The organism is Pseudomonas sp. TS_SC_3, from assembly GCF_056156225.1.
In genome coordinates this window covers 3,723,885-3,739,890 of record NZ_CM149586.1, presented here as the reverse complement: position 1 = coordinate 3,739,890, position 16,006 = coordinate 3,723,885, and the positions used below count along the sequence as shown (strand labels likewise).

13 protein-coding genes are annotated in these 16,006 nt (G+C 59.7%); 5 read left to right on the top strand and 8 right to left on the bottom strand.

What is annotated here, in order from left to right:
• The first annotated feature begins 20 nt into the window (after window positions 1-20).
• Both AC0J6G_RS17555 and AC0J6G_RS17550 read left to right on the top strand, forming a co-directional pair.
• Window positions 21-629: a DUF6436 domain-containing protein gene (locus tag AC0J6G_RS17555; RefSeq protein ID WP_475249927.1), complete on the top strand. Its 609-nt coding sequence runs from the start codon at window positions 21-23 to the stop codon at window positions 627-629.
• A 274-nt stretch (window positions 630-903) separates the two neighbouring features.
• Entirely contained in the window at window positions 904-2,403 is a 1,500-nt protein-coding gene (locus AC0J6G_RS17550) for a methyl-accepting chemotaxis protein (protein WP_475249925.1), read from the top strand.
• On the opposite strand, the gene AC0J6G_RS17545 is transcribed toward AC0J6G_RS17550, so the two are convergent.
• Window positions 2,393-3,424 (bottom strand): AraC family transcriptional regulator, encoded by a 1,032-nt coding sequence (locus AC0J6G_RS17545; protein ID WP_475249923.1) that lies wholly within the window; start codon window positions 3,422-3,424, stop codon window positions 2,393-2,395. The two genes, AC0J6G_RS17550 and AC0J6G_RS17545, sit on opposite strands and share 11 nt — an antisense overlap.
• A gap of 108 nt (window positions 3,425-3,532) precedes the next feature.
• Between AC0J6G_RS17545 and AC0J6G_RS17540 the strand changes: the two genes are divergently transcribed.
• The 3 genes from AC0J6G_RS17540 (at window position 3,533) to AC0J6G_RS17530 (ending at window position 7,632) form a co-directional block, all read left to right on the top strand.
• Window positions 3,533-5,908, top strand: a complete 2,376-nt coding sequence (locus tag AC0J6G_RS17540) for a penicillin acylase family protein (RefSeq protein ID WP_475249921.1) — start codon at window positions 3,533-3,535, stop codon at window positions 5,906-5,908.
• Window positions 5,909-6,194: 286 nt separating this feature from the next.
• On the top strand, window positions 6,195-6,971 hold the full coding sequence (locus tag AC0J6G_RS17535; protein ID WP_475249919.1) for a Crp/Fnr family transcriptional regulator: 777 nt from the start codon (window positions 6,195-6,197) through the stop codon (window positions 6,969-6,971).
• A 409-nt stretch (window positions 6,972-7,380) separates the two neighbouring features.
• Complete coding sequence (locus AC0J6G_RS17530; protein ID WP_475249917.1) at window positions 7,381-7,632, top strand: TIGR03643 family protein; 252 nt, start codon at window positions 7,381-7,383, stop codon at window positions 7,630-7,632.
• Window positions 7,633-7,759: 127 nt separating this feature from the next.
• On the opposite strand, the gene AC0J6G_RS17525 is transcribed toward AC0J6G_RS17530, so the two are convergent.
• The 7 genes from AC0J6G_RS17525 to AC0J6G_RS17495 form a co-directional block, all read right to left on the bottom strand.
• A complete protein-coding gene (locus tag AC0J6G_RS17525) occupies window positions 7,760-8,653 on the bottom strand; it encodes an ABC transporter permease subunit (RefSeq protein ID WP_475249915.1) in 894 nt (297 codons plus the stop codon).
• Complete coding sequence (locus AC0J6G_RS17520; RefSeq protein WP_475253811.1) at window positions 8,650-9,531, bottom strand: ABC transporter permease subunit; 882 nt, start codon at window positions 9,529-9,531, stop codon at window positions 8,650-8,652. The genes AC0J6G_RS17525 and AC0J6G_RS17520 overlap by 4 nt, the downstream gene beginning before the upstream one ends.
• 26 nt (window positions 9,532-9,557) lie before the next feature.
• Entirely contained in the window at window positions 9,558-10,700 is a 1,143-nt protein-coding gene (gene potA / locus AC0J6G_RS17515; protein ID WP_475249913.1) for a polyamine ABC transporter ATP-binding protein, read from the bottom strand.
• A 54-nt stretch (window positions 10,701-10,754) separates the two neighbouring features.
• Window positions 10,755-11,846 (bottom strand): polyamine ABC transporter substrate-binding protein, encoded by a 1,092-nt coding sequence (locus AC0J6G_RS17510; protein ID WP_475249911.1) that lies wholly within the window; start codon window positions 11,844-11,846, stop codon window positions 10,755-10,757.
• A gap of 66 nt (window positions 11,847-11,912) precedes the next feature.
• Complete coding sequence (locus AC0J6G_RS17505; protein ID WP_475249909.1) at window positions 11,913-13,010, bottom strand: extracellular solute-binding protein; 1,098 nt, start codon at window positions 13,008-13,010, stop codon at window positions 11,913-11,915.
• A 157-nt stretch (window positions 13,011-13,167) separates the two neighbouring features.
• Window positions 13,168-14,541: an aspartate aminotransferase family protein gene (locus AC0J6G_RS17500; protein WP_475249907.1), complete on the bottom strand. Its 1,374-nt coding sequence runs from the start codon at window positions 14,539-14,541 to the stop codon at window positions 13,168-13,170.
• Between the two features lie 97 nt (window positions 14,542-14,638).
• Window positions 14,639-15,997 (bottom strand): glutamine synthetase family protein, encoded by a 1,359-nt coding sequence (locus AC0J6G_RS17495; RefSeq protein ID WP_475249905.1) that lies wholly within the window; start codon window positions 15,995-15,997, stop codon window positions 14,639-14,641.
• Between the last annotated feature and the right edge of the window lie 9 nt (window positions 15,998-16,006).

Genomic DNA, 16,006 nt, shown 5'->3' with positions numbered 1-16,006 from the left:
ATTCTGCTGTCGCATCAGCCATGGCAAGCTGCGCACCTGTTTGCCGAAGACTGACCATGACCTTACCCACACGCAAAACCCTTCTCGCCAGCCTGCTGATCCTTGTCTGGGCCGCTGCCATGCTCGTCGCCTACTGGTGGTATGAAGCGCGCTACCTGCGCAGTTTCAGTGAGCAAACCGCACTGTTTTACGGTGAACAACTGCGCCTGCCTGACGAACTGGCCGGGCCTGGGCCGATCCGCCTGGTGCATTTCTGGGACCCCGCCTGCCCGTGCAACATTGGCAACCAGCAGCACCTGGCCGACTTGACCGAACGCTTCGGCTCACAAAACGTACGCTTTTATGCCGTGCAAAAAGCCGGCAGCCAAGGCCAACTGCCAAGCACCCTCAGCGCCCTGCAACCGCTCAGTTCACTGCCCGGCAGCGATCAAATTCCGGCCAGCCCGGCGGTCGCCGTCTGGGACAGCGCAGGCCAACTGGCCTACTTCGGCCCCTACAGTGAAGGCGCCACCTGCACCTCCAGCAACAGCTTTATCGAACCCATCCTCGACGCCCTGATTGCGGGCCGCCCGGTGAATGCCAGCAACACCCTGGCGATGGGCTGCTTTTGCGACTGGCAAGACAACTAACAGCGCACCCCTCAGGGCCACACAGCCGGTGCTGCCGGCCGATAACGCCGTCGGAGTCGGCCTCACTGCGCGCATGCCCACGTTCATGCCTAGACTGAACCTGTCGATACAGAGGGTATCCAGGCCTTACTTGCTTAAGGTAAACCTGCAAATCCTCAACAAAAGCTATACAAAGTAGTTAACATGTACAACTTAGCGCACTCAAAAGCGCCGCTCACCATGGATGGCTGCCACACCCACTGTGATAACAACGCCACTTTTCGAGTCTCTCGCCATGCCGACTAGCCTTTCCCCGCTGCAACAGCATTACCGTAAAGCGGATCGCATCATGCTGGGTGTGCTCTGGCTGATGGCCCTCTTCTCGCTGGGTCTCGCGGCCTGGCATGGGACTTGGGGCCAAGCGTTGCTGGTCGGCGGCGGCACAGCCGTGGTGGTGAGCGTGCTCAACCAGCTGATCAGCGGCCATCGCCTGCTGCGCTGCGTGATGGGTGCAGCGTTTATGGTGATGTCGGCGCTGCACATCAACCAGGCCGGCGGCATGCTGGAAATGCACTTTGGCATCTTCGTGCTGCTGGCCGTGCTGGTGTACTACCGCGACTGGCTGCCGATTGCGGTCGCGGCAGCCGTGATTGCTGTGCATCACCTGAGTTTCTTTGCCCTGCAAGCGCAAGGTGTGGATGTGGTGGTGCTGCCGAGTGGCAGCTGGCCGGTCATCTTCCTGCACGCCCTGTACGTGGTGGTCGAGAGCGCAATCCTGATCTACCTGGCGCTGCAAACCTACGCGGAAGCCGTGGAAGGTGCGGCGCTGACTCAGGCCGCCGCGAAGCTCACCGAGAATGAGGATGAAATTGACCTGAGCTACCGCAGCAGTGCCCAGGGCGAGGTCAGTAAAGGCTTCAACCGCTTCCTCGGCACCCTCGACGAGCTGGTCGGTGAAGTGATCAAAGACACCCGAAGCCTGCAACAAATGGGCACTCACCTGGTGCAAGCCACCGGGCAACTGCGCACCGGCGCCGACCAGCAGCAAGGTGAAATCAGCCACATGGGTTCGTCCATGCTGCAGATGAGCAGCGCCATTGATGAAGTCGCCCGCCATGCTGACAGTGCGGCAACGGCCGCACAAACGGCCAACCAGCTGGCCGCCGAAGGCAGCCGTTCGGTCAACCATGTGCGCAGCGAAATTGGCAAACTGGCCACACAAATCGACGCCACCGAAAGCGAAGTGCAGGCGCTGGCCAATCAGTCCGAACAAATCGGCAAAGTGCTGGAGGTTATCCGCTCGATTGCCGAGCAGACCAACCTGCTGGCCCTGAACGCGGCCATTGAAGCCGCCCGTGCCGGCGATCAAGGCCGGGGCTTTGCTGTGGTCGCGGACGAGGTGCGCAACCTGGCACAGAAAACCGCACTGTCCACCGCCGAAATTCAGCAAATCATCAGCCGCCTGCAACAGAGCAGTCGTCAAGCCGCAACGGCCATGCAGGACAGCCGCGACAGCGTGCGCAGCTGTGTGCAGGACAGCCAGGCCACCGCCGAATTGCTCGGCGCCGTGGCACAAGACATCAGCGCCATCACCCAAATGAACGAGCTAATCGCCGCTGCCACCCACCAACAAGCTGCCACCAGCGCTGAGGTCAGCCAGTATTTGAACAGCGTGCAGCAAGTGGCAGAGCAAACCCTTGGCGATGCCCAAAAGCTGAACCTGGATGGCCAGCAACTCAGTCAGTTAGCTGAACGCTTGAGCCGCTTGAGCGGGCGTTTCCGGGTTAGCCGCTAGTGCGATAGCCCTGCGGCGTGTCGCCCTGCCAGCGGCGAAAGGCGCGGTAGAACGGCGACAACTCGGCAAAGCCGCAGGCACGGGCCACTTCACGGATCGCCAAGCCTTGCGCCAGTAGGTTTTGCGCGCGTAGGCGGCGTACCTCGTCATGCAGCTGGCGAAAGCTCTGCTGCTGCTCAGCCAGCGCCCGCTGCATAGCACCCACGCTAAAACCCAAGGCCTTGGCGCAGCGCGGTAGATCACACAGCTGCACCCCTAGGTTGACCTCCAGCCAGTAGCGCACGCGGTTGAGCAGCTGGTTTTCCTGCAATTCCGCCAGCTCCACTTCGGCCTGCGCCCAGAGCACCGCAAACAGCCGTGGGTTAGCGCTGCGTGACGGCCGGGCAAGCCAGGCGCGCGGGAAGAGTAGCGCGTCATGCGCCTGGGCAAAGCGCGGCTGCAGGCCAAACAAACGTCGATGTTCACTCTGCCGACGCGGTGCGGGATGACGAAAATCCAACCCGGACAAGCGGAAATTGCCGTCGTTATTGATACTGGCCAGCATCTTTTGCAGCAGCAGCGCCAGGCATTCCATTTGCTGACGCAGCGAGCCAACACCACGGTAATTCAGGTCAAAAATCAGCCGCGCCTGCTCGCCCTCCAATTCCAGACGCGCGGCAAAGCCACCGGACAAAATGTGCTGAAAGCGCAGAAAACTCTCCAGCGCTTGGCCCAAATCACGACTGGCCAATAACAGGTAGCCCACCACATCCATCGGCCGCGGCTGCATGGCTTCCGCCAGGTGCAGGCCGATGTCCCCATCCGCACTGATGCCAGCCAACGCTTGCCAAAAGCGCGGTGCGTTGTCGTGGTCTTCACGCGCATTGAGCAGCGGCGGCGCCAGCGCCACACCCTGATAAGCCTGCCGGTAGGTATCAGTGGGGTCAAAGCCCAGCGCAGCCAACGCCTCATAAAGCAGACGCCGCATGGTCGAAGAATGGGTCAGCAGGCTGGCCATGCTGTTGTACGGGTCGTGACTCATAAACCTTCCTTTTATTGACCAAAGACTTTCACTCCAGCAGCATTTGGTCAATGCCATGCGCCGTGACCAGCCCGCACAATGCGGGTAAACCTATAACAAGGAACACCGATGAAACGCACCCTGACTGCCCTGGCCATAATCGTTGCTGCCACCGCTGGCGGCGCTTACTGGTACATCGACAGCAAGCAGCCGCAACGTGCCGGTGAGCTGCACCTCAGCGCGCTGCAGGCGCCAGTCACGGTGGATTACGACTCGCGCGGCGTACCGCACATTCAGGCGCAACACGAGGCCGACTTGTATCGCGCATTGGGTTATGTGCACGCCCAAGACCGCCTGTTCCAAATGGAAATTCTGCGGCGCCTGGCCCGTGGGGAATTGGCGGAGATTCTTGGCAGCACGCTGGTCGACACAGACCGGTTGTTCCGCACCCTGGGCATTCGTGAACACGCCGACCGCTATGCGGCAAAAATGGACATGGACGCCGCGTCGAGCAAAGCGCTGGTGGCCTACCTGGACGGCATCAACCAATACCAGGCCAATAACCCCGCGCCGATTGAGTTTGATGTGCTGGGTATTGAAAAACGCCCCTTTACCACCGCCGATACCCTCAGCGTCGCCGGCTACATGGCCTACAGCTTCGCCGCCGCCTTCCGTACGGAGCCGGTGCTGACGCATATCCGCGACCAGCTGGGCGCCGATTACCTTAACGTCTTCGACCTCGACTGGCACCCGCAGGGCGTGGTCACGCAACAACTGGCCGCAGGCGACTGGCAAGACCTGAATGCCATCGCCGATCTGAGCCTGGCAGCTTTGCAGGAGGCCGGCCTGCCGCAATTTGAAGGCAGTAACGCCTGGGCGGTGTCCGGTAGCCGCACGGCCAGCGGTAAACCGCTGCTGGCCGGCGACCCGCATATCCGCTTCGCGGTGCCATCGGTGTGGTACGAGGCCAACCTCAGCTACCCCGGTTTCAGCCTGTACGGCCACCACCAAGCGCTCAACCCGGTGGCTTCGCTGGGGCATAACCAGGCGTTCGCCTGGAGCCTGACCATGTTCCAGAACGACGACCTCGACCTGATTGCTGAGACCACCAACCCAGACAAGCCCAACCAAGTTTGGTATCGCGGCCAGTGGGTCGAGCTGCAAAGCCGTAAAGAGCAGATCAACGTTAAAGATGCTGACCCCGTCAGCCTGACCATCCGCCGCTCACCACACGGCCCGATCATCAACAGCGCCTTGGGCGAAACCGCCGGCAGCACACCGATTGCCATGTGGTGGGCGTTTCTCGAAACCGAGAACCCTATTCTTGACGGCTTCTATCAACTCAACCGCGCCGACAGCCTGGCCAAAGCCCGCCGCGCGGTGGAGCACATTGAAGCCCCCGGCCTGAATATCGTCTGGGCCAATGCCAGCGGCGATATCGGCTGGTGGGCCGCGGCGAAACTGCCGCGCCGCCCGGCTGGGGTCAACCCGAGCTTTATCCTCGATGGCGCCAGCGGCGAAGCGGAGAAAGACGGCTACTTCCCTTTCAGCGCCAACCCGCAGGAAGAGAACCCCGCGCGCGGTTATATCGTCTCGGCCAACTACCAGCCCGTATCGCCTACCGGCATGGCGATTCCCGGCTACTACAACCTGCCTGATCGCGGCCAACGTCTGAATGACCGCCTCAGCGACAACAGCGTGAAATGGGACTTGAACAACAGCCAGGCCCTGCAACTGGAACCCGGCACGGGTTATCCACAACGCCTGCTCGCCCCGCTGGCCGCCGATCTGCGCGCCGCAGCGGCTGATGCCGAGGAGCACGCCCTGGTTGAGCAACTGTTGAGCTGGGACGGCCAACACACACTCGACACAACAGCCGCGACACTGTTCAACCAGCTGGTTTACCAACTGACGGTTGAGGCCATGGCCGATGAACTGAGCGAGGCCTTTTTCAGCAACCTGCTGCAAACCCGTGTACTCGACAGCGCCCTGCCGCGCCTGGCGGCCGATGCGGCCTCGCCGTGGTGGGACAAGCGCGGCAGTGACGCCGTAGAAAGCCGCGCCGACACTGTCAAAGCCGCTTGGCAAGCCAGCCTGGCGCACCTGCGCAGCACACTGGGTCGTGATGCCACTCAATGGCCTTGGGGCAACGTGCATACCCTCACCCATAGTCATCCGCTGGGCCAGCAACAGCCACTGGATAAACTGTTCAACGTCGGCCCGTTCGCTGCGCCGGGCGGCCATGAAACGCCGAACAACCTCTCACAACCCATCGGCCCTGCACCCTGGTCTGTGGTGTATGGCCCCTCAACCCGCCGCTTGATCGACCTGGCCGACGCCGGCAGCGCACTGGGTATCAACCCCGTAGGCCAAAGCGGCACGTTGTTCGACAAGCACTACAAAGACCAGGCCGAAGCCTATATACGCGGTGAATACGTGCTCATGCACCTGGGTGCCGAAGCGATTAAAGCCAACAGCCGCAGCCAACTGATACTGCGCCCCTAAGCAGGGCACTCGGGTGCTGCAGATTGCCCTGGACAAGCAGCGCCCGGGTCGCTGTAGCGCCTAGCGTAAATGCCACGATTATTATCCTGCGCAGGCATACGTTTGCAGGCATTACAGAGCACGATGGCACTGCGCCACAGTAGGCCGCCAGGCCAGGCGTGGATTGCCCTGACGGCGTTCATACCAGGTCTTATGTGGGGTTCTGCACTGAGTTCGCAGCGGACAAGGAGTATGCTGTTGGTGCTCAAGCCCACACCTTTAATGATTCAGTGCCAAGAGCACCTAAATGTCCGCTAAACCTCAGCCCGAACCACAGCAAAACCATCTGCTGGCAGCCTTGTCGCCCGAGGTGCAAACCCGTTTATTCCCTCACCTGGAACTGGTGAAGTTGCCGCTGCGCGCGGTGTTGTATGAGTCACGACGGCCGATGCGCCATGTTTACTTCCCGACTGACGCCATCGTTTCGCTGCAATACGTGATGGAAAACGGCGCCTCGACCGCGATCCTTGTGGTGGGCAACGAAGGCTTGCTTGGCATCAGCTTGCTGATGGGCGGGGAAAGCACGCCGAGCCGCTCGCTGGTACAAAGTGCTGGTTACGCCTATCGGCTGCCCAGGCTGCGGGTAAAAGAAGAGTTCAACCGCCACGGCCAGCTGTTGATGTTAATGCTGCGCTATACCCAGGCGCTGATTACGCAGGTCTCGCAGACCGCCGTCTGCAACCGTCACCACTCGATCGACCAACAGCTCTGCCGCTGGCTGCTGCTGTCCATGGATCGTCTGTCGCACAACCACCTGACCATGACCCAGGAATTTATTGGCAACATGCTGGGCGTGCGCCGCGAGGGCGTGACCCAGGCCGCGCTGAAGTTGCAACAGCTCGGCGTCATTTCCTATGCACGCGGATTGATCAAAGTGCTTGATCGGCCAAAACTTGAGACGCTGAGTTGCGAGTGCTACTCGGTGGTCAAAAAGGAAACCGACCTGCTGCTTGATTACATACCGCAACGCCAGGTGATTCGCGACGTCGAGTCGATCCCTGTTGCGACGCTACCGAGTGCCTAAAGGGCTACCCGAACGGGTGCCCTCGGCCTTGTGAGCCCTGCTCCCTGCAACGCAGACGGCGCACTGATCAACCGGATAAAGGCGGCCATTGGTTCGGCCCGGATTTCGCTACCCGCGCATGCAAATCAAGGCTAGGGTTCTCGGCAGCCTCTGCTCTGAATCCACGGCTAATGGCGTTACGGCGCGGGCTGGCCACCCCATTCGCGACACGGTTGATGATTTGGGCCAGGGCCGCTGGGCTACTTCCTCGGCTCGCCAGCAAGGTGTGCGGCGCACTTAGTGAAGCGGTATGCTGGCGCCCACCTGCATGCCGCTTGAAGGCCCCGAGCGCTGGGCCGCATGTGGCGCGAGCCAAGGCCGCAAAACCGATCAAACCAAGAGCAAAGGTCATACGGTCAAGAGGTGCACGATGGTACTGACAGAACATGAATGGTCGCGGGTTATCGAGATGGCCTGGGAAGATCGAACGCCTTTTGAGGCGATTGAGTCGCAGTTTGGCCTGGGTGAAAGTGACGTGATCGCACTGATGCGGCGCAGCCTCAAGCCGGGCAGCTTCCGGTTGTGGCGCGCGCGGGTCAGCGGGCGACAGACCAAACACCTGCAACTGCGCGACCCCAATGTCAGTCGCGGCTATTGCCCAACGCAGTACAAACAACGCTAGACGCCGCTCAGCCTAGGTCGCTAAGACTTGCCACGAGCAAGCCGGCCTTCGCGGCACGCAACAACGGCTGAATTGCCAACGAAAAAGGGCCACGAATGTGGCCCTTTTGCTTTACCGCGCGGCGCGATCAGGCATGCACTTGCGACGGGTCACGGCGGCTGTCCGGGCCACTTTGCAGGTGGGCGCCAGTGGTTTCATCCATGGCTTGCTGCAAGGCCTTCTTGCGCTTCTCTTCAGAGCGGTGAGCGAAGAACCAGACCAGGAAGGTGGCAAACGACACCGCCAACAGGATCAAACTGGCTACCGCGTTGATTTCTGGCTTCACGCCCAAACGCACGGCAGAGAAGACTTCCATCGGCAGGGTGGTTGAACCAGGCCCGGAGACGAAGCTGGCGAGTACCAAGTCGTCCAGCGACAGGGCGAAGGACATCATGCCGCCGGCTGCCAGGGACGGCGCGATCATCGGGATGGTGATCAGGAAGAACACCTTCCAGGGTTTGGCACCCAGGTCCATGGCTGCTTCTTCGATGGACAGGTCCAGCTCACGCAGGCGCGACGACACCACCACGGCCACGTAGGCCGAACAGAAGGTGGTGTGGGCGATCCAGATGGTCAGCACGCCGCGCTCGGCAGGCCAGCCAATAAGCTGGGCCATGGCCACGAACAGCAGCAACAGCGACAGACCGGTGATCACCTCGGGCATTACCAGCGGCGCGGTGACCAGGCCACCGAACAGCGTGCGGCCCTTGAAGCGGGTCACGCGGGTCAGCACAAAGGCGGCCATGGTGCCCAACGCTACGGCGGCAATCGCGGTGTAGCAGGCAATTTCCAGCGAGCGCATCACCGCACTCATCAGCTGACTGTTATCGAGCAAGCCGACGTACCACTTCACCGACCAGCCGCCCCACACCGTGACCAGGCGCGATTCGTTGAACGAATAGATCACCAGGATCAGCATCGGCAGGTAGATAAAGATCAGACCGGCCCACAACATAAAGTTGGAGAAACTAAAACGCTTCATGGCCGGCCCTCCATCTCTTTCGCTTGGTTACGGTTAAACAGGATGATGGGCACGATCAGGATCGCCAGCATGACCACCGCCAGGGCGGAAGCTACCGGCCAGTCACGGTTATTGAAGAACTCCTGCCACAGCACTTTGCCGATCATCAGGGTTTCCGGGCCACCGAGCAGCTCAGGAATCACGAACTCACCCACCACCGGGATAAACACCAGCATGCAGCCGGCGATAATGCCGTTTTTGGCCAGCGGCACGGTGATTTTCCAGAAGCTGTTGAAGGTGCTCGAACCCAGGTCCGAGGCGGCTTCCAGCAGGCTCTGATCGTGTTTTACCAGGTTGGCGAACAGCGGCAGAATCATGAAGGGTAGGTACGAATAGACGATACCGATGTACACCGCCAAGTTGGTGTTGAGGATCTGTAGCGGCTCGTTAATCACCCCCAGCCACATCAGGAAGCCATTGAGCAGGCCGTTGTTGCTGAGGATGCCCATCCAGGCATACACGCGGATCAGGATCGCCGTCCAGGTAGGCATCATGATCAACAGCAGCAACACCATCTGCTTGGCCTTGTCGGCCCGTGCGATGGAGTAAGCCATCGGGAAACCGATCAGCAGGCAGAGCACCGTGCTGATGGCGGCGATCTTCAGCGAGCCTATGTAGGCCGCCAAATACAGCGCGTCTTCACTGAGGAAGATGTAGTTGCCCAGGTTGATGATCAGCGTGAAGGTGTTTTCCGCCCAGCTGAACACCTCGGTGTACGGCGGGATGGCCACATCGGCTTCGGCAAAGCTGATTTTCATCACAATGATGAAAGGCAGCAGGAAGAACAGGAACAGCCAGAGGAAGGGCACCCCGATTACCAGGTGCCGGCCCGTTGGCATACGGCGGCTGATGCTTCGGATGATGTTCATGTGCGTAAGGTTACCCCGCTGTCATCCTCCCACCAGACGTACACTTCGTCGTCCCAGGTGGGTCGTGCGCCGCGCCGCTCGGCGTTGGCCACAAATGACTGAACAATCTTGCCGCTCGGCAGTTGTACGTAAAACACCGAGTGGCCGCCCAGGTAGGCGATGTCATGCACAGTGCCGCGCGACCAGTTGTATTGGTAGCTGGGCTGCTCGGTGCTGAACAGCATTTTTTCCGGGCGGATGGCGTAGGTGATGCTCTTGTCTTGCACCGAGGTGTTAACCCCGTGGCCGACGTAGATGTTGTGCTCCAGGTCAGGGCTGTCGATAAGGGCATGATCTTCCATGTCCTCAACCACCGTGCCTTCGAACAGGTTGACGTTGCCGATGAATTCGCACACCAGGCGGCTGGTCGGCGTTTCGTAAATGTCCACCGGGCTGCCGATCTGAGCAATCCAGCCCAGGTGCATGATGGCGATGCGCTGGGCCATGGTCATGGCCTCTTCCTGGTCGTGTGTAACCATGACGCAGGTTACGCCGACGCGCTCGATGATCTCGACAAGCTCAAGCTGCATCTGTGAGCGCAGCTTCTTGTCCAGAGCACCCATTGGCTCGTCGAGCAGCAGCAGCTTCGGCCGTTTGGCCAGGGAACGAGCCAGGGCCACACGCTGACGCTGGCCACCGGACAACTGGTGAGGTTTGCGCTTGGCGTACTGGCTCATGTGCACCAGCTTGAGCATTTCATCGACGCGGGCACTGATTTCCGCCTTGGCCATTTTGTCCTGCTTGAGGCCAAAGGCGATGTTCTCAGCCACGGTCATGTGCGGAAACAAGGCGTAGGACTGGAACATCATGTTGATCGGACGCTCGTAAGGCGGCAGGTCGGTGATGTCTTCACCGTCGAGCAGAATGCGCCCTTCGGTCGGACGTTCGAAGCCCGCGAGCATGCGCAGCAGCGTCGATTTACCCGAGCCCGAGCCACCGAGCAGGGCGAAAATCTCACCCTTGTTGATGGTCAGCGAAACGTCATCTACGGCAATCGTTTCATCAAACTTCTTGGTAACGCGCTCGATTTTGACCAACACCTGTTTCGGTTGCTGATCGCCTTCAAGCACTTTTTTATAGGCACTGGAAGCAACTGCCATTCCCAACACTCCCGCAAAAGTAGCGCCCAGCCAAGGTGGCCGGGCGTTTTGAATTTATTTTCCTGATTTAACCTTGGTCCAGCTGCGCGTCATTAAACGCTGCACCTTGACCGGCAATTCCGCCGAGATATACAGCTTGTCCAATACGACTTGTGGCGGGTATACCGACACATCGTTAAACACCTCTGGGTCCATCAGCTCGCCGGCCTTGGTATTGGGGTTGGCATAGCCGACGTAATCACTGACGCCGGCAATGGCGGCTGGGTCGAGCAGGAAGTTGATAAACGCGTGGGCTTCTTTCGAGTTGCTGGCATCCACTGGGATGGCGAGCATGTCAAACCACAGGTTGGCGCCTTCTTTGGGGATGCTGTAGGCGATTTCGACGCCTTTGCCGGCTTCTTCAGCACGATCAGCCGCCTGCAGGATGTCGCCAGAGAAACCGACCGCCACGCAAATATCGCCATTGGCCAAGTCACCGATGTACTTGGAGCTGTGGAAGTAGGTCACGTAAGGACGTACGGCCAGCAGCTTGGCTTCAGCCTTGGCGTAGTCGGCCGCATTGCGGGTGTTGGCGTCGAGCCCCATGTAGTTGAGCGCAGCCGGAATCATTTCATCGGCTGAGTCGAGGAAGCTCACGCCACAGGTGGCGAGCTTCTGCATATTTTCCGGCTCGAACACCGTGGCCCAGGAGTCGATCGTGTCGACGCCGAGCACTTCTTTGATCTTGGCCACGTTGTAGCCAATGCCATTGGTCCCCCAGAGGTAGGGCACCGCATAGTGGTTACCGGGATCGTTGTTTTCCAGCTGTTTAAGCAGCTTCGGGTCGAGGTTATCCCAGTTCGGCAGCTGGCTGCGGTCGAGCTTCTGGAAAGCACCCGCCTTGATCTGCTTGCCGAGGAAATGGTTGGTCGGCACCACGATGTCGTAGCCGGAGCGGCCCGCCAGCAGTTTGCCTTCCAGGGTTTCATTGCTGTCAAAGACGTCGTACAGGGCCTTGATACCAGTCGCTTTCTGGAAGTCAGCCAGAGTGGTTTCACCGACATAGTCAGACCAGTTGTAGATCTTGACCACAGGCTCGGCGGCTTGCACGGCGCTGATGCTTACGGCGGTGGCCAACAGGCCGGCCAGAAGAGGAGTACGACGCATAGGAGCTTCCTTATTGTTGTAGGGCGCAAGGGCAGGCGAACCCGTCCCTGCGCTATGGCTATGGTATTAACGGCCTGACTTGATCTTGGTCCAGCTGCGAGTCATTGCGCGCTGCGCTTTGGCGGGCAGGTCCGGGAAGGTGTAGATCTTGGCCATGGTGGCGGCGTCTGGGTAGATGCCCGGGTCGTTACGCAGCACATCGTCAACCAGCGGGGTGGCCGCCGCGTTGCCGTTGGGGAACTGCACAACGTTGGTGATGTTGGCCATGACTTCTGGCTTCATCAGGTAGTTGAGGAACACGTGCGCGGCTTCAACGTTTTTCGCATCAGCCGGGATGGCCAACATGTCGAAGAAGCTGCCAGCACCTTCTTTCGGGATACTGTAGGAAATGTTCACACCGTTTTTGGCTTCTTCCGCGCGGGACTTGGACTGGTACAGGTCACCCGAGTAGCCGATCGCCACGCAGATATTGCCGTTGGCCAGGTCGCCAATGTACTTGGAGCTGTGGAAGTAGGCGGTTGAGGAGCGGATCGAGAGGAACAGTTCTTCCGCTTTCTTCAGCTCGCCGGCATCGGTGCTGTCCGGTTTAAAGCCCAGGTAGTTGAGCGCAGCCGGGAGGATTTCGGTCGGCGAATCCAAGAAAGACACGCCGCACTCTTTCAGCTTGGCCATGTTTTCTGGCTTGAACACCAGGTCCCAGGAGTTGATCGGCGCATCGGTGCCGAGCGCAGCTTTAACCTTGTCGACGTTGTAACCAATACCGATGGTGCCCCACATGTAGGGAATCGAATACAGGTTGCCTGGGTCGCTTGGGTCGAGGGCCTTGAGCAGGTTCTTGTCGAGGTTGTCCCAGTTAGGCAGCTTGGTTTTATCCAGCTTCTGGTAAACGCCGGCCTTGATCTGCTTGGCCAGGAATGGGTTGGACGGTACGACGATGTCGTAACCGGAGCTACCGGCCAGCAATTTGGCTTCCAGGGTTTCGTTGCTGTCAAAGACGTCATAGACGACCTTGATGCCGGTTTCCTTCTGGAAGTTATCGATGGTGTCTTCTGCGATGTAGTCGGACCAGTTGTAAACGTGCAGGACCTTGTTATCCGCGTGCGCGGCACTCATCACAGCCCCAGCAAGGGACAACGCGAGAAGGGTTTTGCCGAATGTTTTCATGCGTACAGCTCCTGTTGTTGTAGTCATTTCCGGAAGATGCGCAGCCATCTGCAGCACCTTCCGGTGAGCCTGACCAACGCATTGGCGCAGTCTGGCAAGGTCACCACCCGTTTACAACTTTCAGACGTAAGCGCCTGAAAACAAAGGCTAATAACCCTTAAACCAGCACCTCTGCAGCGGTCAGATCAAGGCATTTACGCGCCTTATCAACTAGTTCATCAATTTCCGCATGGCTAATTACCAGCGGCGGCGAAATGATCATGGTGTCGCCGACGGCACGCATGATCAGACCATTATTAAAGCAGTGACCGCGGCAGATCATGCCCACGCCCACGTCACCCGCGAAACGCTTACGGCTGGCTTTGTCCTGCACCAGCTCAATGGCGCCCAACATGCCAACGCCACGCACTTCACCCACCAGTGGGTGATCCGCCAACTCACGTAAACGCTTTTGCAAATACGGTGCCGTTTCGGCTTTAACCCGCTCAACAATCTTTTCTTCACGCAGAATTCGCAGGTTCTCCAGAGCCACCGCCGCCGCCACCGGATGCCCGGAGTAGGTGAAACCGTGATTGAAGTCGCCACCCTGGTTGAGCACGTCAACAATGTCGTCACGCACAATCAGGCCGCCCATCGGGATGTAGCCGCTGGTTAGGCCCTTGGCGATGGTCATCATGTGCGGGGTATTGCCGAAGTAATCGCTGCCGAACCATTCGCCGGTGCGGCCAAACCCGCAAATCACTTCATCGGCGACAAACAGAATGTCGTACTTGGCGAGAATTTCGCGGATGCGCGGCCAGTAGCTGTCTGGCGGAATGATCACCCCACCCGCGCCCTGGATCGGCTCGGCAATAAAGGCGGCAACGTTGTCTTCGCCTACTTCGAGAATCTTCGCTTCCAGCTGGTCAGCCGCCCAGATACCGAACGCCTCGGGGCTCATGTCGCCGCCCTCGGCAAACCAGTACGGCTGCGGGATGTGCACAATGCCCGGAATCGGCAAATCGCCCTGCTCGTGCATGTACTTCATGCCGCCTAGGCTCGCGCCGGCCACGGTGGAACCGTGGTAGCCGTTGACCCGGCTGATGATCACCTTCTTGTTCGACTGGCCCTTGATCGCCCAGTAATGGCGCACCATACGCAGCATGGTGTCGTTGCCTTCCGAGCCCGAACCGGTGAAAAACACATGGTTCATGCCGGCCGGAGCCAGCTCAGAAATCGCCTTGGCCAGCTCCAGCGCCGGTGGCGTAGCGGTCTGGAAGAACATGTTGTAGTAAGGCAGCTCTTGCATCTGTTTCGCGGCGGCGTCTGCCAGCTCTTTGCGACCATACCCAATCGCCACACACCAAAGCCCGGCCATGGCATCGAGGATCTTGTTGCCCTCGCTGTCCCACAGGTACACGCCGTCGGCCTTGGTAATAATGCGCGGCCCGTTTTCCGCCAGTTGCTTGAAGTCACTGAACGGCGCGAGGTGGTGCTCACGGCTCATGGCCTGCCACTCACGGGTTTTTGGATTGGTCACTTGACTGTTCATAACGACACCTTGATTACACAGGCTGCAGGTTGCGGCAGCCCCAGAAAATTCTTGGCAGCAGCTGGCGCAGGGATCACCCACGCCAGCCACCTAACGGTTACACCGACAGCAGCAGGAACTCGCGTTCCCAGGAGCTGATCACACGCTTGTAGTTCTCGTGCTCGGCCCGCTTAACCGCGACATAGCCGCGCATAAACTTCTCGCCCAGGTACTTCTCCGCGTCCTTACAGGCTTCCATGCGTTCCAGCGCGTGCTCGATGGTGATCGGCAGACGCAGGTTGCGGCGCTCATAACCACGGCCTTTGACCGGCACGCTCGGTTGCAGGCCATCGACCATGCCCATGTAACCGCACAACAGGGAGGCGGCGAGGACCAGGTACGGGTTGGCGTCGGCACCGGCCAAGCGGTTTTCCACGCGGCGGTTCTGCGGCGTGGCTTCGGGTACGCGCAGGCCCACGGTGCGGTTCTCTTCGCCCCACTCAACGTTCACCGGCGCCGAGGTGTCCGGCAGGAAGCGACGGAACGAGTTGACGTTCGGCGCGAACAGCGGCAGCAGCTCGGGGATGTACTTCTGCAGGCCACCGATGTGCTGCATAAACAGCTCGCTCATGCTGCCATCGGCATTGGAGAACAGGTTTTGCCCGGTTTTGATGTCCACCACACTCTGGTGGATGTGCATGGCGCTGCCCGGCTGATCGGTAATCGGCTTGGCCATAAAGGTGGCGGCCACGTCGTGCTTGAGCGCCGCTTCACGCATGGTGCGCTTGAACACGGTGATCTGATCGGCCAGGTGCAGGGCTTCGCCATGACGGAAGTTGATTTCCATCTGCGCCGGGCCGTCTTCGTGGATCAACGTATCGAGGTCCAGCCCCTGGATTTCACACCAGTCATAGACGTCTTCGAACAACGGGTCGAATTCGTTAGCCGCATCGATGGAGAACGACTGACGGCCCACTTCCGGGCGACCGGAACGGCCCATCGGCGCAACCAGCGGGAAATCCGGGTCGCTGTTGCGCTTGGTCAGGTAGAACTCCATTTCCGGCGCCACGATCGGCTTCCAGCCTTTATCAGCGTAGAGCTTGAGCACATTCTTGAGAATGTTGCGCGGCGACAGCTCAATCGGGTTGCCCTGCTTGTCGAAGGTGTCGTGAATCACCATGGCAGTCGGCTCAATGGCCCACGGCACCAGGAAAGCCGCGTTCTCGTCGGGGCGGCAGAACATGTCGATGTCCGCTTCGTCGAGCAGGTCGTAATAGATGTCGTCCTCGACGTAGTCGCCGGTTACGGTCTGCAGCAGCACACTCTCGGGGAGGCGCATGCCCTTTTCGTCGAGGAACTTGTTGGTCGGCGAAATCTTGCCACGGGCAATGCCGGTGAGATCGCTGATCAGGCATTCAACTTCGGTGATTTTGCGTTCTTTCAGCCAGCTCGAAAGCTGGTCTAATTTGGTGCTCATAGAGACCTC